Below are 23,743 nucleotides of genomic sequence, written 5' to 3'. Positions count from 1 at the left end.
GAAAAAAATATAAGGGGGAAAAGCTACTGCTTTTCCCCTATTCCATGAAAAAATGAGGGAAGATAAACATGATTCAATTTCGTAATGTTTCTTTAACCTATCCAAATGGTCATAAAGGATTAAAAAACATTAACTTAGAAATTAAAGATGGTGAATTCGTCGTTATTGTAGGGCTATCAGGTGCAGGTAAGTCAACACTTATCCGAAGTATTAACCAAATGGTTAAACCAACAGATGGAGAATTGCTGATTGACGGGGAGAATACTTTGAAGTTTTCGGACCGTAGGCTTCGAAGCTTCCGCAGAAACATTGGTATGATTTTTCAAAATTATAATTTAGTAAAACGTTCTTCCGTTCTACGAAATGTTCTTGCTGGCCGATTAGGACACACCGGAACGCTTCGCAGTATTTTTTCTCTTTTCTCACAAGAGGATGTAAAGCTAGCTTTAAATAGTTTAGATCGTGTTGGAATTGCAGAAAAAGCGTATATTCGAGCAGATCAGCTTAGTGGTGGACAACAGCAGCGTGTGAGTATCGCACGTGCACTCACTCAAAAACCGAAATTAATTTTAGCTGACGAGCCAGTAGCAAGTTTAGATCCTCCTACCTCTCATGCAGTAATGAAAGATTTAAAAAGAATTAATAAAGAAGATAATATTACAATGGTCGTTAACTTACATGCAATTGATCTATCCATGCAGTATGCAGACCGTATTATTGGTCTTCGAAACGGAGAAGTCGTTTTTGATGGGCCGGCCAGCTCAGTAAGTGAACAGACGTTTGAGGACATTTATGGTCGCCCGATCAAAGAAGACGACTTGGTGGGTGACGTATCAAATGAATAAGGAAAAACGGGTTCCAATTATTCCAGCAAAGCAAAAGCTAATGGCACTTGTAATACTAGCAATAGTCATTAGCTTATATTACTTAGCATCTATCGTAACTAATTCATCTCCCGCACGTTTAATTAACGGGATACCACATATTTTTGAGTTTGTGTTTGTTGACCTAATTCCACCGAACTGGAGCTACTATAGTCGAGTATTGCCTCCTCTTTTGGAAACGTGGAATATTGCATTATTAGCTACTTCACTAGCTGTTATTTTCTGTCTTCCTATCAGTTTTTTGGCTGCAGGGAATATTAATAAAAAAGCTTGGTTTTATCAAACAGTCCGATTCTTGCTGAATGTTTTACGAACCATTCCTGATATGATTTTAGCGGTTATGTTCGTTGCCATGGTAGGGATTGGGGCATTAGCAGGGGTTTACGCCTTATTTTTCTTCTCTCTTGGTATTTTAGTGAAGCTTGTGAGTGAAACGGTGGAGGCAATTGACCCTGGGCCACTTGAAGCCATCCGCGCCACAGGCGGGAATATATTCCAAGTCGTTTGGTTTGGAGCATTACCACAAATTTTACCACAGTATGTGTCCTATAGTTTGTATGTTTTAGAAATAAATGTACGTGCTTCCCTTGTTCTCGGTTTCGTTGGCGCTGGCGGAATCGGTCTGATTTTACGTCAACAAATGTCCCTGTTTAACTACGGGAATATCGCAATGATTATTTTCATCACCTTTATAATGGTGACAATCATTGACACCGTAAGTACTAGCTTAAGAAAGAGGTTAGTGTAATGTCACAGTTAGATATAAATAACATGAAAAATCCGAAACGGGCTAAGTATTGGTGGACATTTGCAGCAGTAACAGCGTTTATGGCTATTTTATATTACATTGCATTTACAGAAACCAGACTTGGTGCCCAACGGTCTATATGGGAGTCAGGTCCGTTATTACAACGTTTCTTCTGGGATCCTTTCTTTATGCCTGAAATTCATGCGAAAATTCCAGATTATTTTGGGTATATGATAGAAACAGTTGCCATTGCTTATGCCGGAACACTGATGGGGGCAATTTTAGCTATTCCAGTTGGTTTCTTAGCTGCACAGAACGTAGGTGGTCACTTTTCATTCATTGGGAAAGGGGTTTTAAATGCTGTTCGGGCATTCCCAGAAATTTTATTCGCCATTATTTTCGTAGCAGCTGTAGGAATGGGACCGTTTGCCGGGGTGCTAGCTATTTCCATTAACTCCATAGGGATGTTAGGAAAGCTTTACGCAGAGGTAATCGAATCTATTGATATGGAAATCATATCAACCTTAAAAGCGACCGGAGCAAGTAAACTTCAAGTCCTAGTTTATGGTGTTATTCCTCAAGTACTACCGGAATTCAGTTCATATGCTTTATACCGTTATGAAATAGATGTCCGTTCATCATCTGTATTAGGTATTGTTGGTGCAGGTGGTATCGGTGCACCACTTATATTAGCAGCAAATAACCGCTCTTTCGAAGAAGTGGGAATGATGCTCTTTATTATCGTTCTAACCGTTACGGTTATTGACTTGATTAGTACAAACATTAGAAAACGATTAGTTTAATATTAAAAGATTGCTTTCTAAAAGATTGTTGTTTTTAAGAGAATAACTATTGCTTGGAACCGCTACAGGCGGACCAATTACACCTAAAGGCCGTTCACCTCCTGCGTCTGCGATTACTCGACGCAAACTACTCGAGGAAGCATCTCATGGACAACGGCGTAATGTCACCGTCCTGGTTTCCCGCGGGCAATGCCTCAGCCTCTTCGGGAAAAAACCACCCTACGGTGTCTGCAGCTGCTAGTCCTGTCTCTTCCTCTACAAGTATCGCTTCGTAGCGTATCCGTCGAGACAACTCGTAGCTTACTCGTGAAGTAAACGCTCGTCGCTGGAGTCGCCGCCTTCCGCTTCTCCAAGCTTTAAAAAAAGCAACAAATTTTACGAAAACAGCCTATAAAAAACTGTACTTATGGGGAGTGCCTCAAAAGGTTGAAATCATACCTTTTGAGGCACTCCTTTGTTTTTTATTGTGATTGTTGGACATAATAAAATAAGAAAGAAATTACATGGAGGTTTTTCATATGCCAGAGCAACAAGATAAAAGGATTAAACGATTAAGAAAAGCAGTGGCAAGCATGAAAAATATATTTACAGAGTTCGGCGGGGGACAGTACGATTTCGAGGCAGAGATCGTAAAAACGGCAGATAAAAATAGGAAGAAGAATGACGAGTAACCCAAAGAAATTCCTTTGGGTTTAATATTATCACTGCTATCGAAGTAGGGTATATGCCCCTTGTCCTTTATGGTTATTTGTCCATAGATTTTAATCGTTCATCAATCATTCTTTCCGCTATCCTGCGATAAAAATTGCTCATCTGTGCAAAGGAAAGAATTAATAATAGTTCATTGAGGTCCTTTGTAACTTCCCCTTCCTTACCTAATTGGGCGGCTACTTCAATAGCCTCTTCTACTTGATCATGAACAAACTGTTTGAACACCTTTCCGTTCTTCGCAGCAAGCTGGAGGTACCCTTCATAAAATTCCTCCAAATTAAAGTCATCATCCTCCACTAATTTTTTATTTATTGGTTCCAAAGCATTTTTAATATCACCGATAGATAATGCTCCTTTTAGCTGATATATTAAACTAATGATAAGTAAATGCTCCTTCGAGTACTTTTTATTTTTAATCGGAAAAAACAACTTTCCTTTTGCATAATTGTTAATCATTGTTTTGGTAAGTACCTTCTCTTCGGCCGTTCGTGTCGTATCTCCAAATTTCTTCTCAAAAAGCTGGATAACTTGATCCATATAAAGATCTATTTCAGGGACATCCCCAAGAGTAATGTTCTTTTCCATTCTAAGGTCCATTATTAGTTCATTTATAGTCTTCATATAAAACCTCACGTTAGTCTTTTCTCTATTATAATTTATTTTACCCACGAAGTAAACCTTGACTACTTAAGACAATATGTTTATTATTATAAGTAGTATTAAAAACTACATTATGGAGTGAGGTTAATTACATGTACACATTTATTCGAGAACCTATGAATGGATTTACTCATTTAGCTGGAGCAATATTATCCTTTTGGGCTTTGCTGGCTATGGTCATAAAAGCCTCTATCACAACAACTTCATTTATGGCAATCTCATCTGTCATTGTATTTGGAATAAGTATGATGCTTCTTTATTCTGCTTCAGCTGCTTACCATATGGTGATTGCCAAGGATAAAGTAATTGCATTTCTTCGAAGGATTGATCATTCCATGATTTACATACTTATCGCCGGAACCTACACCCCTTTTTGCTTAATTACATTAAGTGGCCCCACCGGATGGGTTTTATTTTCCATTATTATAAGCCTTGCTGTTGTTGGGGTTATTTTTAAAATGGTATGGTTCCATTGTCCAAGATGGTTATCAACTTCTATTTATATAGCCATGGGGTGGATTGTTGTTTTTTTTAGTAAGCCGTTAACAGAGGTATTACATGAAAATGGGATGACATTATTAATTATTGGTGGGATTCTTTACACCATTGGAGGAATAATCTACGGACTTAAACCTAAGTTTTTGTCCTTTAAATATATGGGCTACCATGAAATTTTTCACATTTTTATCTTACTCGGTAGTGCTGCCCATTTCTTGAGTGTATTTCTATATGTACTTTAATTGAAGATGGAACGAAAAAGGATGCGAAGGAATGTGTCCCCGCATCCTTTTGATCTAGATTTACTATGCAGCCCAAGCTGCACCGATGATTACTAATAGAATGAACAGTACTAATACTAACGCGAACCCTGTTGCAAATCCTCCTGCAGGTGCTACAGGTGCTGCAGGTGCTGCAAATCCTGGAGCTGCATGTGTTGGGCAGCATCCCCATGCTGCTGCTGGATCTCCGTAACCGTATCCTCCGTAATAATGACTCATATCAAATTCCTCCTTAATTATAGTTAAATATTGTTTATCATTCTTTTTTAAAGGTAATCAATTAGCCAAGAAGGATACTAACTTAGTAGTATCCATATCCTCCTGGTCTAACAACAGCCGCACCGATAATTACTAACAAGATAAACACTACAAGAATAAACGCGAATCCACCCGCGTAACCTGTTCTGTGAGTCATCTGGCATTCCTCCTGTTCAAGATTAATGGCGAAATATCATTCGCATTAATAACTTATGTGGTCATCGTCAATTTGTATAGACGATAATCCAATCCGGCCTAAATTAGGCTCAATTTATTTCGTTCCTATTGAGCTTATTAATGAAAAACTGTTGGGCCGGATCCCAACAGTTTTTTCTTTTTGTATTCCAGTCGTTTCTTAGTACACCGCCCAAGCAGCACCAATAATCACTAATAGGATAAACAACACAAGAATTAACGCGAAGCCTGCAGCAAACCCTCCAACTGGTGCTACTGGTGCAGGCGCTACTGGTGGGCAGCATCCGTAAAACCCTGGCTCTCCGTAATAACTCATCGCAACTCCTCCTTTAATTAATTTTCATTTTTAATCAAAAACCTTATTATCGATCGCTTATTGTCCCGTATTAATTGAAGCTGTTAGACTAATTCATTTTAATAGTAACCATATCCAGGTCTAACAACTACAGCACCGATAATTACTAGCAATATAAACACTACAACGATAAACGCAAAGGCTGAAGCGTAACCAGTTCTAACAGGTGCACCCATGTAAGCTTCCCTCCCTATAGTGATTAATGATGCGAATTTCTTATCGCAATACTACTTTATGTAAGTATTGAAAATATGTATAGACTCCTGCTGAGTTCCCGTGAGGGAAATTTAAAAAGTTCTCTATATATGCCCAAAAAGGCTTTTTTTTATTGAAAATTTAAAAAGCACAACATATGTACAATCAACTCCCTTTTTTCTTAATACAATGTTAAAAGAATCCCATGAAGGGAGGGAAAAAATTATGAGTTATTATGACCTATGTTGTCAACATAAAGGTCAAGTAGTTCGTATTACAGAAAGATGTGGAAAGGTACATGTGGGGCGAATTGCACATGTTGATCAGAAGAATGTTTGGATGGAGCGTGCCGGAAGCGGCCATGGGTTTGGTTACGGATATCACGGATATCATGGCCACCCTGGACACGGACATCATCACGCACACGGATACCATCACCACCCTGGATACGGACCAGACTATGGCCATGGAGGGTTCATTGGCCGAAATCCACACTTCTTCCCTGTCGCTCTAGCAGGAATTGGTGGGTTTGCCCTTGGTTCAGCATTTTTCTGGTAAACCTATGGTTGTTTACCAATAAAACAAGTAAAAAAGCTGGTACTGATGACGAAATCGTTCTTTCTGAATATCTCTACAGTTATTCAGTGGAACGATTTCTTTATTTATTGTAGAGATGTATTCAAAAAAGCTGCCCATCGGGCAGCTTTTTTGATATATTAATTATTTCTTAAAAAAGGACAAAAGTGGAGAAAGCTGTTTTACAAGTGGAGTTACTTGACCATAAATTCCATATACTTGTTGTACACTGTTTCCTATTTTCATAAGGTCAAGACTTCCATCTTCCTTTTGAAAGTGCTTCATAAATTGTGCACCTTTTTGTCCTTTTCCTGGAGGCATCCCCTGCATCGGAGCTCCTGGTTGATTCTGAATTCCCTGAAACGGATGTACTTGCTGCTGTCCTTGATAAGGCTGTTGAAATTGCCCATGTTGTTGATGCATCTGATTCGGTCTTGGAGGCTGCTGGAAAAATGGATTCGGGCGTTCGTTCATTGGTGGACGTGGCGGTCCAAACATCATATTTGAAAAAGGATCCCTTTGTTGTTGCTGTGGGGAGCTACCATCATGTCTAAACATCAATCATCCCTCCTTACTAAATCTAAGACATAATTAGCCATATATATTAGACTATGTTTATTTAGAGAAATTGAAAGGGCATCTTGATTAATAATTTTAAAAGGTTTTTATCTAAGCATGAAAACATGTTCTAATTATAAGATTATCTCTCGAATCCGTTATAGGCGTAATGTCACCGTCCTGGTTCTCCGCGGGTAACGTGGAGTCGCCGCCTTTCACTTCTTCTATCTATAAAATCAAGCCTTTTAAAAAATATAAAAAAACTGACAAAGGGGAAGTGTCTTCCGTTCTTTGTCAGTCTTTTAAAATGACTGCGTTTATTCATTATTTAATTGGAATAAACTTTCTGTGTGCATCGTTTTTTGTAATGACAACTTTTAGTACATTATCTTCGCTGAAGGTTGCTGTTATATCCTCTTCTCCAAATGGAAAGTGTACTGGAACAAACCTTTCAATCCTTGTTGTCTGAACAGTTTTAGAAGTTTCCTCTTCACCTTCTCCTCTCTCTACAGGCTTTTCCGCTACTATTAATACACCGCTGCGAACAAGTTCCACTTTAATATGTTCCTTTTCAAACTCAGGAAAAGTGGCTTCAATAATTAGTTCCGTTTCCGTTTGACGTACATCTAGACGGACTGGTGGCTCTGGTGCAGGACCAAAAAAGGGAAAATTAAATAAACCCATCGGTTGATTACGATTTACCATTTACCTCTCTCCTTACTTAAAATAAATTATTTGTTTTTCATAACATGAAAAACTAGACTTCTGTCTTGTTTGACATAAACAGTCTATGTATGAATTCATTATCTTGACTAGACACTTGCGTAGATGACAAGTTAGTTTTTATAAATTACAAAGAAAAAGTGAGTGATCAAAAAGGATAAGAGCATACCTTTAAAATCACCCACTTCTATTTAGTCCTTTATTTTCTTACCTTTTTCTCGAAATTAAAACAGCTAAACAAACCCTTTCCCTTCTGGTAGTCTAACTAAATAAAATATTGGAATTAAAATCATTATCATCATCTCCCTTTCTGTTAAAGTTAATCTTTATGAGTAGAGCTTTTATATATGAGTTGCATGTTTGCGATGGCTTTCCATCTGACGTTGTGCATAATATTTATGCGCTTCTTCCCGGCGAATGTCTTGTTCAGTCAATTTACGTTTGGTAATCGTTATAGTTAAGAAAAATAAATGAAACATCATACTTATCACCACCTTTTTGGAAGAAAATTAAATGATATCTTATAATCAGGTAATTATTTAAAACCCCCTTGAGTTCTCAGTGAATTTATTCCAAATTTCCCTTTGTTGCTCTTGACAAGCTTGGAACAATTGTTCACGCTTAAGCTCTTTTTCTGACATTTTTCTTTTTTCAATTGTGACTGTTAAAAATAGCAGCTGGATGACCATGGTTTATCACCTCCTTTAAAGAAACTTTTTATTTTTTTGTTGTTTTCGTAACGCTGGAGTCGCCGCCTTCCGCTTCTCCAAGCTTTTTAAAAAGCAACACTTTTTTCGAAAACAGCCTATTTTTTTCACACAAAAAAACACAGGTCTTAGTAAACCTGTGTTAGGACATACTGGTGCTAATGAAAGCAACTTAAATTCCACATAAAAATACACAGGTTTTGTCTAACCTGCGCAAGTAAAGTAATATTGCTATTATAAAAGGACACACAAATTACAATAGCCCATTGGCGGAGGCTAGATTATTATTTAATTGTAAAGTCTTTAAAATTCCTTTAATCATCTTTAAATGCCTCCTTTCCAAAATTTTCATTTCTTCTTCCAATAATTATACTACTCCTAAGTAATCAAAAAGTAAATGGTTTTTTATAAATTTTTCCTTTTTTTAATTTTTATAGCTATATTTTTGTCACAAGTAAAAAAATTACCCTCCTAAAGGAGAGTAATTAACATTTCTTCATCAAGTCATGACATAGCCAAAGAATAACACTAGAATGAACGCTACAACGAATTGTACCCAGTAGGTTAATTTACCACGGTTATCTAAGGTTCCTTTAGACATTCTAGTTGAAATCATTTCCATAACGTAAATCAACCAGAAAGCAAGGGCACCCTTTACATATGATTCCCAATGGAAACCTGTACGGAGCTCAAAATCATTAATGTAGATGAGAATAACACCTGTAACAAGCAACAAAACATAAAATAAACGCAATACCATTTGTAAAATCTTCGCTATTTTCCCCTTACCTTTATTAAGAAAAATAACGATCAAGAAAAACAAAACAATTGCTAGTAACCATAACAAGGCATGGGTATGTAATATTCCTGAATAGTACTGTAACACGTAAGCTTCCTCCTTTGTTGTTATCATAGCTAGTATACCTAATTCATTTTACACTAGTAAAACATTTTGCCTCCAAGTCCCTATTCATTTTAACCATAAAAGATTTCTACTAAACTTTTTATAGAAAAGAAAAAGCCTCTACAGATAGCAGTGAATCTTTTTCTTCGAATTATTAAGTCTATACAATAATATGCAATTCTCTAAAATAAAACGAGAGATAAAGACCATTTGCGATATGTGCTCCGTTATCCCTTTCTCACTATTGTTTCTTAAATTTAGTTTAATGTGACGGTAAGTCCTACTTTAGCTAAGTGGATACAGCCTGTATAATATCCAGCTGCTTCCTTAACTAGTTGTTCATGGGTCCCAAAGTGTGGGAGATGGGATAATATAAGCTGTTTAACCTGTCCCTTTTCTGCTAGAGTTGCAGCCTCCTTACTATTCATGTGGCCATATGGAGCAGCATCTTGCTTTTCATAAAAACTACATTCTGAAATTAGAAGGTCTGCATTTTGTAAAAAAGGTATGAATGTTTCATCGTAAGTGGTATCCGCTGTATAGACAATTAATTTATCATCTGGAGATTGTACTTTCATTCCATAACAGGGAGCTGGATGTGTTGTCTTATGAAACGAAAATGTAAAAGGTCCTATTATTAATGGTTCTTCATCATTATAAGCAAATGCCTCTGCATAAGGTTTCTTCCCTAGCTGTTGAAAGGCTTGTTCATCATCTTGATGGGCATATATATGTAATGGTTGGTCCGTACGATCCAGATTCATATCTACTACTCGGCTATACTGTAAAATACCAATATCGGCAATATGGTCATGGTGATAATGGGAAAGTACAACAGCATCAATACTTGCCAAGTCATGATCCTTTTGAAGCAAGGAAACTACGCCACTACCGCAATCTAATAATATTTTCGTTTCTCCCTCTTCTAACAAGTATGCAGAGGTTGCTTCACCAGGCCCAGGATAAGCCCCCCAACTACCTATTACTGTTATCTTCATCCCGCTTCATCCTTTCCAACTTTATAAATTGGCTCTTTTCGCACAAATTGCTCCTGCGATTACTCGTCGCAAACTACTCGGGGAAGTCTCTCAGGTCCCGCTTGTGGGTAACGGCGTAATGTCGTCATCCTGGCTTCCGCTGGCAACGCTTCAGCCCCCACCTTTCTCTTCTCCAAGCTTTTTTAATAATGCAACAAAGTTTGTGAAAACAGCCTTATAATTAAAGCTTTTCCTAAAGTATAGTATGAAGATAACACGAAGCCTTTATAACGTAAAGTTCACAAAATTGTGCGGGACCCGGTCCCGCAATTAAAAAATCCTAAGCTATGTTGATAGCTTAGGATTTAATAATAAGTCTTACGCTTCTTGTGCTGCTGGGTACACGCTAACTTGCTTGCGATCACGTCCAACACGCTCAAATTTAACTACTCCGTCTACTTTCGCAAACAAAGTGTCGTCTCCACCTTTACCCACGTTAACACCTGGGTAAATTTTAGTTCCACGTTGACGAACTAGGATAGATCCACCAGTAACTTCTTGTCCGTCTCCACGCTTTGTGCCTAAGCGCTTAGCGATAGAGTCACGACCGTTCTTTGTGGAACCTACTCCTTTTTTACTTGCGAAAAATTGAAGGTCCAATTTTAAAAACATGGTCTTCACCCCCTGTATCACGAATTAATACGTATAAACTGTCCATATTGTTCTTCAATCGTTTTTAACGAGTAGAACAATCCTTCTAGTAATAATTGTACTTTCTCATAAGTGTCCGACTGTAGTTTTTCAGGAACACGACAGCGGAGAAAGCCTCCTCCTTCACCTTCCATATCCACTTCTAAATGAACATTACATATTTCTGCAATGGCATTGACAGCACCAAAGGTAACTGCAGATGCCCCTGCACAAACTAAATCCTTTCCATGAGGTCCAAATTCAGCATGTCCGTCCATCGTAAATGTATGAATGGTATTGTCATCGTTCCGCTCAAAAACAACGTTAATCATAAGGACACCTTATGCGTTGATTTTCTCAATAGTAACTTTTGTGTATGGTTGACGATGACCTTGCTTACGACGATAGTTTTTCTTAGCTTTGTATTTATACACGATCAATTTCTTACCTCGACCTTGCTTTTCTACTTTACCAGAAACAGTCGCACCTTCTACGTATGGAGCTCCAACCTTAGTCTCGTCTCCACCTACGAAGATTACACGGTCAAATGTAACTGCGTCACCTTCAGCTGCATCTAATTTCTCGATGAAGACTTCTTGACCTTCAGTTACTTTAACTTGTTTACCACCAGTTTCAATAATAGCGTACACGACGGCACCTCCTTAATACTCAGACTCGCCATAACAGGTGCTGTTTTCTAAGAAAACATGCTTGAAAACCTGATCTGTGCGGTTATAGTTCTTTGGAGCCACCCAAACAACTAACAAAGGAAATCATACCACATTTGTTAGGACAGTGTCAATATAAGGATTACACTAGTTTTCATAAAGTTTTAACCTAGCTTTTTTCACTTGATCGTCTTGTCCAAATTCCTTTAATTTCTTCCTTATCTCCTACTAATCGAATGATATGATTTACGGGTGTTGTCTTTTCCTCCACCCTAATTGGCAGTATATATATAGTTTTCCCAAATTGCTTCTCTAATTGGTTTAGTTTTTCCTTTTTATCCTTTAGTAATACCTCCAATAACGTTGGAGTTACTTCTATTAGCATAGCATCTGAGTCTATATGTCTAAAGGAAAGAAGCTCCCTTTGTAAAGCTGAAAAAGAGGATTGGGGACTTTGTACCATTCCTGTTCCACTGCATGTTGTACATTGGGAGAAAATATGAGTACCTAGTGACACTCGTGTCTTCTTTCTAGTCATCTCTACTAACCCGAACTTAGTAAAGCCTCCCACATTCGTAATGGTTCTGTCTTTTGCCACTGCTTTCTTTAATGTTGTTAGTACTTGCTCACGGTCATTTGGGTTTTTCATATCAATAAAGTCAATTAAAATAATTCCCCCTATGTCCCGCAGCTTTAATTGCTCCGCAACTGTTTGAGCGGCTTCCATATTGGTTTTTACAACCGTGTCCTGCAGATTTTCCTTTCCTATAAATTTCCCGGTGTTCACATCAATAACTGTTAATGCTTCCGTTCTATCAATGACTAGGAAACCACCATTTTTTAACCAAACATTTTTACGGAGAGACTTTTCCAGTTGCTTTTCCAGGTCATAAGCAGAAAAAATATCTTCTTTCCCCTGAAAAAGCTTTACCCTGTCCTTCTCATCCTCCCCACTCCATTCCATCAATCGATCATAATCCTCTCGAACATCCACCATTATTTCTGTTCTTCCATCACTAAAATAGTCTCTTAGGACTCGATAAATGAGTGAAGATTGATTGTATAAAAGTACTGGTGGCTTTGCAACCTCCTTAGACTTCTTTAATATTTCTTCATATTGAACTCTCAACCTATTCAATTCGTTTAGTATAAGGGTTTCATCAATCCCTTCCGCAACCGTTCGAATGATGACGCCTTCCCTATCATTTAACCATGATTTTGCTTTTTTTCGCCACGCTTCCCTAACCATTTCGGACCTCATTTTCTTTGAAACGGCAACGTAATCCCCGAATGGAAGGTACACAATATATTTCCCTGGTAATGAACAAACTTCTGTTAATCGGGCGCCTTTTGTTCCTGCTGCCTCTTTTGCCACTTGAACAATAATAGTTTGCCCTTTAGTTAATAACTGATTAATGGAAGGAACCTGGGCCTCTTCCATTTGTTTATCTTTGTATGGCTGAACATCAATTAATTCATTCCGATATAAAAAGCCGTTTTTTTCTCCACCAATATCCACAAAGGCGGCTTCCATCCCAGGAACAATATCCATTACTTTCCCTAAAAAAATGTTTCCTGATTGAGCAGATTGATCTCCCCGTTCAAAGAGCCACTCCGTTACCTTTTCTCCATCTAAAACCGCACCGCGTTTTTCTTCTGCAATCATATTTAATATTACTTTTCGCACCGTAATAGCTCCAATCTTCCACATATGTTGCGATAATTATATAAGGAAACATTACCTTTTGACAAGGTTAATATATTTTGTTTCCTCATTCAATAATGCTGTTTTCTAAGAGATTGTTTATCATTCGAAGTTGTTTCATGAAGCCTCGCTCGTCGCTGGTGTCACCGCCTGAAACGGATCGAAAATTAAAAAACAACAACCTATGCGAAAAAAGCTTCTCATTAAGAAAAAGCGGTAGACAATACCGCTTTTTCCGATTATCTATATTAATTTACCTATTGGCAGTAAACGCTTTTCCCCATCAAAGAAAGCATCCAGAACCTTATCCTCATCTATATAAACTCCCTTTGCAATGGTAAAGTAATGATACCGCTGCCTATTAACTAATTTTGCTGCATCGGCCACAGTAGAAGTTGGTGAAATGGGCACCCAACTTTCCTTCCCCTTTGGTTTCTCACGATTTCTTTCTATTAGAAATCGGAGAAATATAAAATGCCTTTGCTTCCATTCTAAATAATGGTGCAGCCATAAAAACATAATGACCACAATTAAATTTAAATGAAACGGAATGATTGATAGTGCAAAAAGGCTTAACAAAGATAGTAAGATTCCTGAAGAAAAATAAGTAATATGGTAAGCCTTATGAAATGGGAAAAAATATGAATGAGCAGAAAACAATAGCCTTCCCCCATCTAAAGGTAATATTGGTAGAAGATTAAAAAGTAAAATAGTAAGGTTATGAAAGATAAAAATTTTATGGTCAGCAGTTGACCAAATTGGCGTTTGGAGGAGCAAGAAACTCCCTCCAATAAGCCATAAATGCTGTAAAGGACCGTTAATGGTAACTAATATTTCTTCTCTTACAGGCCTGTTCCCATATTCCTCTGTTTCCGCCATTCCTCCAAAGGGAAGTAGAGTTATTTTTTTTATTCGCCAGCGAAATCGATAGGCCATATAACTGTGTCCTAATTCATGAACAAGGACAATAAAGAATAACATCAAGATTTCTTTAAATAAACCAGTTAGCCCACCGATTCCTAAAATCCCCCAAAATACAGGGTGGATATGAATTTTTTTTAGTAAGCTAATCAAGGGAGATCACATCGATAGGGTCAACGAATGTCTCCCCTTCTTTTAAGGCGAAATAATACACTCCAATCCCGTCCAATTCATTATGAGGGGAAACACTTCCAATGGTATCACCAGAGTTTACCTGATCGTTAAGTTCAACCGTAATGTTGTCGAGCATACCATACCATGCTTCTCCTCCGTCGTAGTGACGAATCCGAATAATTATTCCCCATTCCCCTTCTATATCTTCTTCGATGGATAGAACTTCCCCACTCCGTATAACTTGTACCGGTTCTTCAAGTGCAGTTTCCACATATATCCCCCGGCCATTCTGCTGAAAGGATTCCCGTACCGTCCCCGTTGCTGGTAAGGCATATACGTTTGAGTCTTCTTCCGTTGGGTCACCTGGAGCAACAACATCCATATCTGGAGGGAGGAGGGCTAAAGGTCTCCCAAATGCTTCCTCATACCAATTTGCTACAGCCCCAAATTGGAAATCTTCCTGGAATGAATGGTGGACATATCCCCTCACACCTTCTAAGTAGCTGGACTGAGATTGAAATAAGATCCCAATAGCAAAGAACAGGCAAATACTTGCCAATACTTGCATCAAAAAACGATCCTTATTGAAATAGGCTTCGCCCTTTTCCTGTGGGAGGGCTCGTCTATCATCAAACGAATATAAAGTATCCTCCCGTTCTTCATCATGCTTCATGGAAAATGGCATCATGTCCAACCCTCGGTCACGTTCACGAACTACATGATGTTGCCGCGTTTGATCTCTTTTTTTACGTTTCGCATCCATTTTTTTTCTAAGTTCATCTACACGATTTCTCATAAACGTTCCCTTCCTCATTCCCTAAGAGTCTTTGTACAATATGTATGACTTGTCCCTTCAGGATATGCAGAAGAGTTTATAAAACTAGCTTTTTTAATAGGAAAAACTCTGTTAAACATTGATGTTGATTTTCGCTTCAGGATACTCGCTTTCCGCGGGCAACGCTTCAGCCTCCTCGTCCCTGCGGGGGCTGAAGCCGTTGCTTTTCCCGCAGGAGTCTCGTACCTTCCGCTTCAATCACAGTATTAAATAGAAAAAACGCCTCCTTTTTATGTTTGGAAGCGTTTCTTTTGTAAATTGTAGCTGTTCTATTAAAGGGGGGCCTTTCTAGTAACTATGCTACTGCTTTTGTTGTTTCTATTTTTGATGTGATTTTGTTTAAGACTGTTGTACGAAGATAAGGAATTACCCAACGGTCACCACCTATACGTCCTGCGTTGTAGCCTGCTGCTAAAATGAATATTGTTAGTAGGACCATCCATGGGTTAGAAGAAATCGTGCCCGCGAACATGAATGCGAAATTCATCATAATGCCAAAGAATGCGGCAGCGGTTGTTAAGACACCCAATAGTAACCCTATACCTACTAATAACTCTCCCCAAGCAACCATGAAGCTAAATACTCCAGCGTTTGGTAGGGCAAAACTCTCAATGAAAGCATGGTATGTTGGGTATTGCTCCATCACGGCTTCGTTTGCAACTACACCGTTTAAATAACCTTCTGCACTAAAACCTCCTGTTACTTTCCCCCACCCTAGAGTCATCCAAGTCCAGCCGAGGTATAATCGTAAAACAGTTAACAAACCAGCAGCAATTTTGTTGTTTCTTAAGAAATTCATAAACATAATACATTCCTCCTTATAACTATAAATCTATAATTGCGTAATGTGGATCGTGATTTCCCACCGAATAGTTTATCTTAGTTAGTAAGTTTATCATCTGTTTATATGGTGTTGGTGAGTGATCACTAACTCCCTCCTACAACTTAATTATAAATGATAAAAGTATGTGAAGGATGTCACAAATTCGAACATTCTGTTGCAAAATGGTGACCAAAATGTGACCAAAAAAACCTCCGGTGATGTGGCACCGGAGGTAAAAATATATTATATAAAATTAAGGGGGTAATACTTAGTGTATTCCCCACTGCTATTGTTCGTTAATGTACAAATGCACATTTCCTTTACTGGTTAACTATCCGCGAATACCTAAGAATTTCTTCACTTTCGTGAACATCCCTTTATCATTTTCTAGGGACATTAACGGTACCATTTCTCCGCAAATTCTTCGGGCGATATTGCGGTAAGCAATGGAAGAACGATACTTTGGATTCATGGCGATTGGTTCTCCATTATTAGAGGCTCTAATAACCTCATCCTCATCTACAACAATTCCTAATAATTCTATAGAAAGAATGGAAACTACTTCTTCCACATCCATAGAATCACCGCTTTTACTCATGTGTGGACGAATTCGATTTACTACGAGCCTCGGTGGTTCCACATCCTCTTGTTCTAGGAGGCCAATTATACGGTCCGCATCACGAACAGAGGAAACCTCAGGTGTTGTTACAACGATCGCTTTATCCGCACCTGCCACTGCATTTTTGAAGCCTTGTTCAATTCCTGCAGGACAATCTATTAATACGTAGTCGTAATCTTTTTTAAGCTCACCTATAAGTTTTTTCATTTGCTTCGGTTCAACGGCAGTCTTATCCTTTGTTTGGGCAGCCGGCAGAAGCGTTAAACAATCAAATCGTTTATCCGTTACGAGTGCTTGATGCAACCGGCATCGGCCCTCTACAACATCTACCAAATCGTAGATTATGCGATTTTCTAATCCCATGACCACATCTAAATTGCGAAGTCCTATATCCGTATCTACTAAACATACTTTTTTTCCAGATAAAGCTAAAGCTGTTCCTATATTAGCCGTTGTGGTGGTTTTCCCAACGCCGCCTTTGCCAGATGTTACAACGATTGCTTCTCCCAAGTAACTCTCCCCTTTCTACAAACCTATCAACCTATTACCATAATAGTATATGTAATAAAATAATATAAAGACTAACTATATTTTATCACGAAAAACAGATTGCTGTTAGTTTTCATTTTCAAATAAGATGGATACATCCGGGCGAGTAGTTAATAAATTCTGTACTCGACCTATTAACATGTCACCAGTATCGTTCACATAAGCACAGCCCATTATTCTGATGGATGCCTTCTCTTTCTCTGTCCATTCTTGAATAGATTCCCCAATTCTCAATTGAGTAGGGAGCATGGAAGCGGCACAAATAACCGCATTTGAATTCCCCATAATTCCAGCATGGGCCATGCCAAGGAGCTTACCCATAACAAATATATTCCCAGTTGCCTTGACGGTCCCCCCTGGATTCACATCACCAATCAACAACAAGTCTCCGTCCACCTCAACCACTTGACCGGACCGAACGACCTTTACTAATCTATTTACTTCATAGCTTTTACGGATTTCCTCTGCTTCTTCCTTTGTAATGACATCCGATTCTATCGTCACAATGACACCTTGAATAAACTCATATAATGTTTTTTCCAATAGTTCAACTTGATTCTCGTGTAAGTACCTTTTTCCAGCAACAACCTTAACACGAACGAATCCACCTTCATTTTCTAAGGTCGTGGGACGTTCCGACAGCTTGTCTTGCAATTCAGTAATGAGAGAATCAAATGAACATTGATCATTCAGGAAGAAGGTAAGTCCGTCCTTCGTTCCTTTAATGAGTACATTTTGTTTTTTTATCTGTTTTTGAGCCATTTGTTCCTCTCACCTCAAATCCTAGTAGAAGTGCTATTACACATTCCTTTTAAAAAAATAAATTGGAATATGTTCCATGGGATCTGCTAAATCTTTTCTTCCTCCTCCATCCTACGCTTCAAGAAATGAAACCATTTCCTTAATGGATAAGCAAAGATGGAAATTATAATCATATTCATTATTAAACTAGGAATAAATCTAACTGTCAAAAATTCATGATGGTCTATTACAGTTAGACCAAGTAAATACATCATTCCGTATACGTAGTAATCAAGTACTGTTATAGCCAAGATACTTGTTAATACTGCAACAGTTAAGTTTTTCTGGAAAAAAGGAATGGATAAGGAGAGCAGGTATGCAATGAGACCCATTCCAAAGGTATATATCCCTAGTAAGGATGTGTAAATAACATCATACATGACCCCAAAGGTAATTCCGTAAAAGGTCCCCGTACCCCGTCCACGAAAAATTCCAGCAAAAATAATAACTAAAAATACCCATCTAGGAATAAACAAGTATTCTACTCCGTATTGATCTGGGGCGAAGATTTGAAACGTAGTACCTTCTATTATAAAAAGGACAAAGAGGACCATGAATAAATAATAACGTGTCATGATTCGGAATCCTCTCCCTCTTCATCTGATTCCGTGTCTGGTTCCTCACCATCCATATCAGGATCAATGGATGGGTGCAGTGTCGTCGTTCCCCTTTCAATTACTAGAACATGATCTAAGCGTAGAAAATCCGCGGACGGCTGGACAAATGCCGTTTGTGTTAAACCAAACTCATCCGTCTCAAAGGAAACTATTTCACCGATAAGAAGTTGACTTGGGAAGATTCCTCCTAACCCAGAAGTGACAACACTTTGGCCTTCCTTAATTTCTGCATCAATATTAATCATAGTAAATTGAAGATATCCTGTCTCTTCATCAACACCTTCAATAAAACCATAAATAGTTTCATTCCCATCAACAAAAGCGGATATTCGGTTCGATATATCTTGATCTGTAAGAAGTTGGACAGTGGATGTAAATTCTGATACTTGGCGGACCTTTCCAATGAGTCCCTTCGAAGTCATAACAGCCATATTTACTTCGATACCATCCTGCCGCCCCTTATTAATACCGATAAATTCGTTCCACCGGTCCGGGGAGCGGTGGATAACAAGAGCCGATCGTACTGTATAATTGTTTAGACTTTCCTTAACACCTATCGTATCCTTTAATTCTTCATTCTGCCTGCGTAATTCATTAACCTCCACTTGGAGGACTGCGTATTCATCTAAATGCGACTTTAAAATTCGATTTTCTTCATAAATGTTTCGCATATCATTAACATTCTCAAAGAAACCCGCTACGAAATGAGCGGGTCTAGAAAATGCCGACTGAACCAGGCCGACGCTGTCGGAAATAAACTGCTCCGGCCATGAAAGGGATCTCCGTTCACTCATGGAATAGCCAATAAGTGCCACGAGTATAATGATACACACAAGTAAGATGATTAGTCGCTTATTGGAAAAAAATGACTGCATTTGCGACACCTACTTATCCTTTTCTGTTTGATCTTACAGTAATACCTGCCTTCGACCTAAATAAATGTAAATTCTCTAATGCACGCCCTGTACCAATTGCTACACAATCAAGTGGGTTCTCGGAAACAAGAACCGGCATATTTGTTTCATCCGATAACACTTTATCAAGATTACGAAGTAACGCTCCACCACCTGTAAGAACGATTCCTCGATCCATAATATCTGCTGCTAATTCAGGTGGAGATTGCTCCAATGTATCCTTAACAGATTGAATGATTGCCGTAACTGTATCTTCTAATGCTTTAGCAATTTCCTCAGAAGAGACGGCAATTGTTTTAGGTAAACCACTCACAAGGTCGCGTCCACGAATATCCATTTCATCTATCGAATCTGGTTTACCCGCAGATCCGATCTCAAATTTAATAGCTTCCGCTGTACGCTCACCAATCATAAGGTTATACTTCTTCTTTACATATTGAGCAATAGCATCGTCCATTTCATCCCCTGCTACGCGAACGGATTCACTTGTTACAATTCCACCTAAGGAGATAATGGCTACCTCTGTAGTACCTCCTCCGATATCTACGATCATACTACCAGTAGGTTCCCATACAGGAAGGTCTGCACCAATGGCTGCTGCAAACGGCTCTTCAATTGTATATGCCTCTTTAGCTCCAGCTTGCTTCGTTGCATCTTCAACGGCTCTTTTTTCCACGGCAGTGATTCCCGATGGAACACAAACCATGACATTTGGCTTGCGAGTAAAAATCGAACGATTTCTTAATGCCTGACGAATAAAATATTTCATCATTGTAGCAGTTGTATCAAAATCAGCAATAACTCCATCCTTCATAGGACGAATGGCAACGATATTACCTGGAGTACGCCCAATCATGTTTTTTGCGTCATTACCGACAGCCTCAATGGCACCTGTATCTGAACGGATAGCAACAACAGAAGGCTCTCTCAAAATAACGCCCTTCCCTTTCACATATACAAGTGTGTTAGCTGTACCTAAGTCAATACCTAAATCTTTAGAAAAACCACCGAACATCTATGTAATCTCCCTTCGTTTATAACAAAAACTCATCTCGTTAATTATACTTAATATTTTTAGGAAAGAGTAGCATTTTCATACAAGTATATACAAAAACTTTATGTATGGAAGGTGACAGAAATGTCTGTAAACTGTCTGTCACACTTCCCTATGTTAACTTACCAGTTTAATTCGTATAAAAATCCTCACTTCATCCTACCACATAGACTTTCACATGTACATCATGGTAAAAAAAGGATTAGTTTTCTTACAAATACCCCTTTTCCTTAAGGGAGCAAAATTTATGATCACCGATGATCACATGATCAAGGACGTCAATTCCTAACATTCGCCCGCATTCCACTAGTCTCTTCGTCACTTCCATATCCTCATGACTCGGTGATGCGTCGCCACTGGGATGATTATGTAGGCAGACGATGGAAGCTGCAGAATAGCGGAAGGCTTCCTTAAACACCTCGCGCGGGTGCACGATGGAGGCATTTAAACTTCCTATAAAAATAGTTTGCTTGTGCATAACATGGTTCTTGGTATTGAGATAGAGGCAAACGAAGTGTTCCTGGGTGAGGTGACGCATTTCTTCCATCATATAATTAGCTACATCCTCCGGGGAGCGGATCGTGTACCTATCTTCAATGGAAAATTGCTGAATTCTTTTTCCTAGTTCCATGGCAGCTTTCAGTTGAACTGCCTTTGCTTCTCCGATTCCTTTAATATCTTGAAGTTCTTTGACAGAAGCTTCCTTTAGAAGCTTAAGACCGTCAAAATGCTGCAGTACTCGACCCGATAAATGGATCACCGATTCTTCCTTCGTTCCAGAGCCTAATATTAAAGCTATTAATTCTTGATTGGATAAATACTGAGCTCCTTCCCGAAGCATCCTTTCTCTCGGTCGTTCACTTTTCGGTACATCCTTGATCATCATACTCATCGTTAACAAAAACTCCTCTCTGGCTGACCAATTAAGATACGAGGAAATCGCCAGGAGGAGGTACTTTGTACTTAATGGTCGCTTTTAATATGAAATTTTTCTAGTATACGAACTACCTTCGCAATGGGCAGTCCCATTATGGCAAAGAAATCACCGTCAATACGCTCCACTAATGTCGCACCGATCCCTTGAATTCCATAAGCTCCTGCCTTATCCATGGAATCCTTCGTCCTTAAATAAGCGGAAATTTCTTCTTCCGTTAGTGTGAAAAAAGTAACGTCTGACCTTACATAGAAGGACTCCGTCCGCTCTTCACTAATGATGGATACACCTGTAAAAACCTGATGAGTGCGACCAGAAAGACGTTGAAGCATTTCTTTTGCTTCCTTTTCATTCTGTGGCTTCCCTAAAATTTGGTTATCAATAACCACAATCGTATCTGCACCAAGGACTACATTATGCGGGAATCTTGAAAAAACATCATATGCCTTTTGATGAGCTAATGATACGACTATTTCTTCAGGAGTATCCTCTTTGTTCATCTGTTCTTCAACTATACTCGGTTCAATGGAAAAAGAAAGATTGACTTGTTCTAGCAGTTGTTTTCGTCGCGGTGATTGCGAGGCTAAAATGAGAGTATTCAATGCGGACACCACCTTTACAAAATATGATTTAGTAGATCCCACTATTTTGCAAGAGGTATAGGTGTTCGGTTCATGCACCTTAAGTATACAGAACTCCAGCAAATGGGACAATCCCTTTACAGGATAATAACATACAAATGTTATTATCCTGAAGGGATTTAGGATTGAAGTAGGGTTTTCTGAAGCTGAGTCGGTTGAACCTGGTTCATTCGGCCCTAGTGCAATACCGTCAGCTATTCTTCTCCAAAGATGAGCTCCGGTGCTGCAATTCCCGGATTGGTCATTTCCTTAGGGTCTAAAATTCGATCTAGCTCTTCTTCCGTTAGCAACCCACGCTCTAAGCAAATTTCTCTCACTGGACGGTTAGATGTGATTGCCTCCTTCGCAATTCTTGCTGCTGTTTCATAGCCTACGTGTGGATTGATTGCTGTAATAATACCAACACTGTGCTCCACTAGGTATTTACAACGTTCCACATTTGCGGTAATTCCTTCGATAGCATAGTCTCGGAATACGCGAATTCCATTTTGTAAAATGGTAAAGGATTGCAGGAGATTAAAAACCAACACTGGTTCCATAACATTTAGTTCCAACTGGCCAGCTTCTGAAGCAAGACTGATGGTGTGATCGTTCCCAATTACCTGGAAAGAAATTTGATTCATAACCTCACACATAACTGGATTTACCTTCCCTGGCATTATTGATGAGCCCGCTTGACGCGGTGGCAGATTAATCTCGTTAATTCCCGTTCTCGGGCCAGAGCTCATAAGTCGTAAATCGTTAGAGATCTTCGACAGGTTGATGGCGAGAATTTTCATGGCGCTGGACAACTGTGTGTAAGCATCTGTGTTCTGTGTGGCATCCACTAAATCCTCAGCACGATGGAACGGCTTTCCCGTCATTTCTGCTAGATTTTCCGTTACCTTTTCAATATACTCTGGCATAGCATTCAAGCCAGTTCCCACAGCGGTAGCTCCCATGTTTACCTCATAGAGTAGATCTACTGAGCGTTGAATACGACCTAAGTCTCTAGTCAGCATCCTCCGATAGGAACCGAATTCTTGTCCCAATCGGATAGGTACTGCGTCCTGTAAATGAGTCCGCCCCATTTTAATGACTTCATCAAATTCACGCTCTTTTTTTCGCATCGTTTGCACTAATTCATTTAGTGCTTTAATTAAGCCTTCCGATAGGTTTAAACAGGCAATATGTATGGCTGTTGGGAATGTATCATTTGTTGACTGAGCCATATTTACGTGGGTATTAGGGCTTACCTTCATGTAGTCCCCCTTCTTTCCACCTAATATTTCAATGGCTCTATTAGCAATGACTTCATTTGCATTCATATTAAAGGACGTTCCAGCTCCACCTTGAATGCTATCTACGATAAAGTGGTCATTAAACTTACCTTCAATAACCTCATCGGCCGCCTTCATAATAGCATCGGCAATGTTTCTGTTTAAAACGCCCACTTCAGCGTTGGCCTTCGCTGCTGCTTTTTTTACATAGCCAAACGCTCTAATTAGTTCTTTATGTGGTGGATAACCAGTGATGGGAAAGTTTTCCTTTGCTCGGACCGTTTGAATACCGTAGTAAGCATCTGCCGGTATTTCCTTCTCCCCCATCAAATCCCGTTCCGTACGCGTGTGATGTTTTTCTACCATATGTCTTTCTCCCCTTTTTACATACTTTCCACTATAGTATAAGTACTTGTCTTTAAAAGATGCCAACTGTTATGGACTTTCCCTAAAAATGTATGGAAAGTTCACCAGAAAGCTTCAAGTCTATTGTATCGGTACAGTCA

The 23,743-nt window shown here is 38.9% G+C and carries 32 protein-coding genes and 1 other annotated feature; of the genes, 6 read left to right on the top strand and 26 right to left on the bottom strand.

The genetic code is table 11. The annotated features are described in order from the left end of the window. Positions 1–68 precede the first annotated feature (68 nt). The 4 genes from phnC to J2S74_RS19310 all read left to right on the top strand — a co-directional run bounded on the left by phnC (position 69) and on the right by J2S74_RS19310 (position 3,106). A complete protein-coding gene (gene phnC / locus J2S74_RS19325) occupies positions 69–845 on the top strand; it encodes a phosphonate ABC transporter ATP-binding protein (RefSeq protein WP_307328819.1) in 777 nt (258 codons plus the stop codon). Continuing rightward, complete coding sequence (gene phnE / locus J2S74_RS19320) at positions 838–1,632, top strand: phosphonate ABC transporter, permease protein PhnE (protein WP_307328816.1); 795 nt, start codon at positions 838–840, stop codon at positions 1,630–1,632. The genes phnC and phnE (J2S74_RS19320) overlap by 8 nt, the downstream gene beginning before the upstream one ends. Further along, entirely contained in the window at positions 1,632–2,435 is an 804-nt protein-coding gene (phnE, locus tag J2S74_RS19315) for a phosphonate ABC transporter, permease protein PhnE (RefSeq protein WP_307328813.1), read from the top strand. Before phnE (J2S74_RS19320) ends, phnE (J2S74_RS19315) begins: the two co-directional genes overlap by 1 nt. A gap of 518 nt (positions 2,436–2,953) precedes the next feature. Next, complete coding sequence (locus J2S74_RS19310) at positions 2,954–3,106, top strand: hypothetical protein (RefSeq protein ID WP_307328810.1); 153 nt, start codon at positions 2,954–2,956, stop codon at positions 3,104–3,106. A gap of 73 nt (positions 3,107–3,179) precedes the next feature. Here J2S74_RS19310 and J2S74_RS19305 read toward each other — a convergent pair whose 3' ends face one another. After that, positions 3,180–3,767, bottom strand: a complete 588-nt coding sequence (locus J2S74_RS19305; protein WP_307328807.1) for a DUF1836 domain-containing protein — start codon at positions 3,765–3,767, stop codon at positions 3,180–3,182. Between the two features lie 131 nt (positions 3,768–3,898). Here J2S74_RS19305 and trhA point away from each other — a divergent pair, with 131 nt between their 5' ends. Beyond that, positions 3,899–4,546 carry a PAQR family membrane homeostasis protein TrhA gene (trhA, locus tag J2S74_RS19300; RefSeq protein WP_307328805.1) on the top strand — a complete coding sequence of 216 codons (648 nt, stop codon included), beginning with the start codon at positions 3,899–3,901 and terminating at the stop codon, positions 4,544–4,546. A gap of 63 nt (positions 4,547–4,609) precedes the next feature. On the opposite strand, the gene J2S74_RS19295 is transcribed toward trhA, so the two are convergent. The 4 genes from J2S74_RS19295 to J2S74_RS19280 all read right to left on the bottom strand — a co-directional run bounded on the left by J2S74_RS19295 (position 4,610) and on the right by J2S74_RS19280 (position 5,569). Then, entirely contained in the window at positions 4,610–4,804 is a 195-nt protein-coding gene (locus J2S74_RS19295; RefSeq protein WP_307328802.1) for a YjcZ family sporulation protein, read from the bottom strand. A gap of 82 nt (positions 4,805–4,886) precedes the next feature. Further along, the gene (locus J2S74_RS19290) at positions 4,887–5,000 is read right to left on the bottom strand and encodes a YjcZ family sporulation protein (RefSeq protein ID WP_307328799.1); all 114 of its coding nucleotides are present in this window, start codon (positions 4,998–5,000) and stop codon (positions 4,887–4,889) included. Positions 5,001–5,198: 198 nt separating this feature from the next. After that, positions 5,199–5,354 (bottom strand): YjcZ family sporulation protein, encoded by a 156-nt coding sequence (locus tag J2S74_RS19285; protein ID WP_307328796.1) that lies wholly within the window; start codon positions 5,352–5,354, stop codon positions 5,199–5,201. A 98-nt stretch (positions 5,355–5,452) separates the two neighbouring features. Further along, positions 5,453–5,569 carry a YjcZ family sporulation protein gene (locus J2S74_RS19280; protein WP_307328793.1) on the bottom strand — a complete coding sequence of 39 codons (117 nt, stop codon included), beginning with the start codon at positions 5,567–5,569 and terminating at the stop codon, positions 5,453–5,455. 241 nt (positions 5,570–5,810) lie between these two features. Here J2S74_RS19280 and J2S74_RS19275 point away from each other — a divergent pair, with 241 nt between their 5' ends. Continuing rightward, the gene (locus tag J2S74_RS19275; protein ID WP_370876039.1) at positions 5,811–6,146 is read left to right on the top strand and encodes a hypothetical protein; all 336 of its coding nucleotides are present in this window, start codon (positions 5,811–5,813) and stop codon (positions 6,144–6,146) included. A gap of 162 nt (positions 6,147–6,308) precedes the next feature. Here the strand turns inward: J2S74_RS19275 and J2S74_RS19270 are convergent, their stop codons facing one another. From J2S74_RS19270 to aspA, 21 genes are all read right to left on the bottom strand, one after another. Beyond that, a complete protein-coding gene (locus J2S74_RS19270) occupies positions 6,309–6,722 on the bottom strand; it encodes a YppG family protein (RefSeq protein WP_307328788.1) in 414 nt (137 codons plus the stop codon). Between the two features lie 324 nt (positions 6,723–7,046). Further along, positions 7,047–7,427 carry an Hsp20 family protein gene (locus tag J2S74_RS19265; protein WP_307328786.1) on the bottom strand — a complete coding sequence of 127 codons (381 nt, stop codon included), beginning with the start codon at positions 7,425–7,427 and terminating at the stop codon, positions 7,047–7,049. A 359-nt stretch (positions 7,428–7,786) separates the two neighbouring features. Beyond that, entirely contained in the window at positions 7,787–7,927 is a 141-nt protein-coding gene (locus J2S74_RS19260; protein WP_307328784.1) for a YrzI family small protein, read from the bottom strand. A 57-nt stretch (positions 7,928–7,984) separates the two neighbouring features. Then, on the bottom strand, positions 7,985–8,134 hold the full coding sequence (locus J2S74_RS19255) for a YrzI family small protein (protein ID WP_307328783.1): 150 nt from the start codon (positions 8,132–8,134) through the stop codon (positions 7,985–7,987). A 517-nt stretch (positions 8,135–8,651) separates the two neighbouring features. After that, entirely contained in the window at positions 8,652–9,065 is a 414-nt protein-coding gene (locus J2S74_RS19250) for a YisL family protein (RefSeq protein ID WP_307328780.1), read from the bottom strand. Positions 9,066–9,313: 248 nt separating this feature from the next. Continuing rightward, entirely contained in the window at positions 9,314–10,054 is a 741-nt protein-coding gene (locus J2S74_RS19245; RefSeq protein ID WP_307328777.1) for an MBL fold metallo-hydrolase, read from the bottom strand. 357 nt (positions 10,055–10,411) lie between these two features. Next, positions 10,412–10,705: a 50S ribosomal protein L27 gene (gene rpmA, locus J2S74_RS19240; RefSeq protein WP_307328775.1), complete on the bottom strand. Its 294-nt coding sequence runs from the start codon at positions 10,703–10,705 to the stop codon at positions 10,412–10,414. A 17-nt stretch (positions 10,706–10,722) separates the two neighbouring features. After that, positions 10,723–11,055, bottom strand: a complete 333-nt coding sequence (locus J2S74_RS19235; protein WP_307328774.1) for a ribosomal-processing cysteine protease Prp — start codon at positions 11,053–11,055, stop codon at positions 10,723–10,725. A 9-nt stretch (positions 11,056–11,064) separates the two neighbouring features. Continuing rightward, positions 11,065–11,373, bottom strand: a complete 309-nt coding sequence (gene rplU, locus J2S74_RS19230; RefSeq protein ID WP_307328771.1) for a 50S ribosomal protein L21 — start codon at positions 11,371–11,373, stop codon at positions 11,065–11,067. Positions 11,374–11,384: 11 nt separating this feature from the next. After that, positions 11,385–11,467, bottom strand: a sequence feature (ribosomal protein L21 leader region). A gap of 93 nt (positions 11,468–11,560) precedes the next feature. Beyond that, the gene (locus tag J2S74_RS19225; protein ID WP_307328768.1) at positions 11,561–13,078 is read right to left on the bottom strand and encodes an Rne/Rng family ribonuclease; all 1,518 of its coding nucleotides are present in this window, start codon (positions 13,076–13,078) and stop codon (positions 11,561–11,563) included. 261 nt (positions 13,079–13,339) lie between these two features. Then, positions 13,340–14,170, bottom strand: coding sequence for a M50 family metallopeptidase (locus J2S74_RS19220; RefSeq protein ID WP_307328766.1), 831 nt, complete (start codon positions 14,168–14,170; stop codon positions 13,340–13,342). Then, positions 14,163–14,987 (bottom strand): M23 family metallopeptidase, encoded by an 825-nt coding sequence (locus tag J2S74_RS19215; protein ID WP_307328763.1) that lies wholly within the window; start codon positions 14,985–14,987, stop codon positions 14,163–14,165. Before J2S74_RS19215 ends, J2S74_RS19220 begins: the two co-directional genes overlap by 8 nt. Positions 14,988–15,321: 334 nt before the next feature. Continuing rightward, positions 15,322–15,831: a DoxX family membrane protein gene (locus J2S74_RS19210; RefSeq protein WP_307328761.1), complete on the bottom strand. Its 510-nt coding sequence runs from the start codon at positions 15,829–15,831 to the stop codon at positions 15,322–15,324. Between the two features lie 349 nt (positions 15,832–16,180). After that, the gene (gene minD, locus J2S74_RS19205) at positions 16,181–16,978 is read right to left on the bottom strand and encodes a septum site-determining protein MinD (protein WP_307328758.1); all 798 of its coding nucleotides are present in this window, start codon (positions 16,976–16,978) and stop codon (positions 16,181–16,183) included. A gap of 105 nt (positions 16,979–17,083) precedes the next feature. Then, a complete protein-coding gene (minC, locus tag J2S74_RS19200; RefSeq protein ID WP_307328756.1) occupies positions 17,084–17,779 on the bottom strand; it encodes a septum site-determining protein MinC in 696 nt (231 codons plus the stop codon). An 86-nt stretch (positions 17,780–17,865) separates the two neighbouring features. Beyond that, positions 17,866–18,393, bottom strand: a complete 528-nt coding sequence (mreD, locus tag J2S74_RS19195; protein ID WP_307328754.1) for a rod shape-determining protein MreD — start codon at positions 18,391–18,393, stop codon at positions 17,866–17,868. Beyond that, entirely contained in the window at positions 18,390–19,310 is a 921-nt protein-coding gene (gene mreC, locus J2S74_RS19190) for a rod shape-determining protein MreC (protein WP_307328752.1), read from the bottom strand. Before mreC ends, mreD begins: the two co-directional genes overlap by 4 nt. A 13-nt stretch (positions 19,311–19,323) precedes the next feature. After that, positions 19,324–20,364, bottom strand: coding sequence for a rod shape-determining protein (locus J2S74_RS19185; protein WP_307328749.1), 1,041 nt, complete (start codon positions 20,362–20,364; stop codon positions 19,324–19,326). Between the two features lie 250 nt (positions 20,365–20,614). Then, positions 20,615–21,289: a RadC family protein gene (gene radC, locus J2S74_RS19180; RefSeq protein WP_307328908.1), complete on the bottom strand. Its 675-nt coding sequence runs from the start codon at positions 21,287–21,289 to the stop codon at positions 20,615–20,617. A 77-nt stretch (positions 21,290–21,366) separates the two neighbouring features. Beyond that, positions 21,367–21,939: a Maf family protein gene (locus tag J2S74_RS19175; RefSeq protein ID WP_307328747.1), complete on the bottom strand. Its 573-nt coding sequence runs from the start codon at positions 21,937–21,939 to the stop codon at positions 21,367–21,369. Positions 21,940–22,172: 233 nt separating this feature from the next. Next, on the bottom strand, positions 22,173–23,603 hold the full coding sequence (gene aspA, locus J2S74_RS19170; RefSeq protein WP_307328744.1) for an aspartate ammonia-lyase: 1,431 nt from the start codon (positions 23,601–23,603) through the stop codon (positions 22,173–22,175). Between the last annotated feature and the right edge of the window lie 140 nt (positions 23,604–23,743).

Source organism: Evansella vedderi, assembly GCF_030813435.1.
Lineage (GTDB): Bacteria > Bacillota > Bacilli > Bacillales > Salisediminibacteriaceae > Evansella > Evansella vedderi.
The sequence above is the reverse complement of the archived record's forward strand: the minus strand, read 5'-3'. Positions and strand labels throughout refer to the sequence as shown.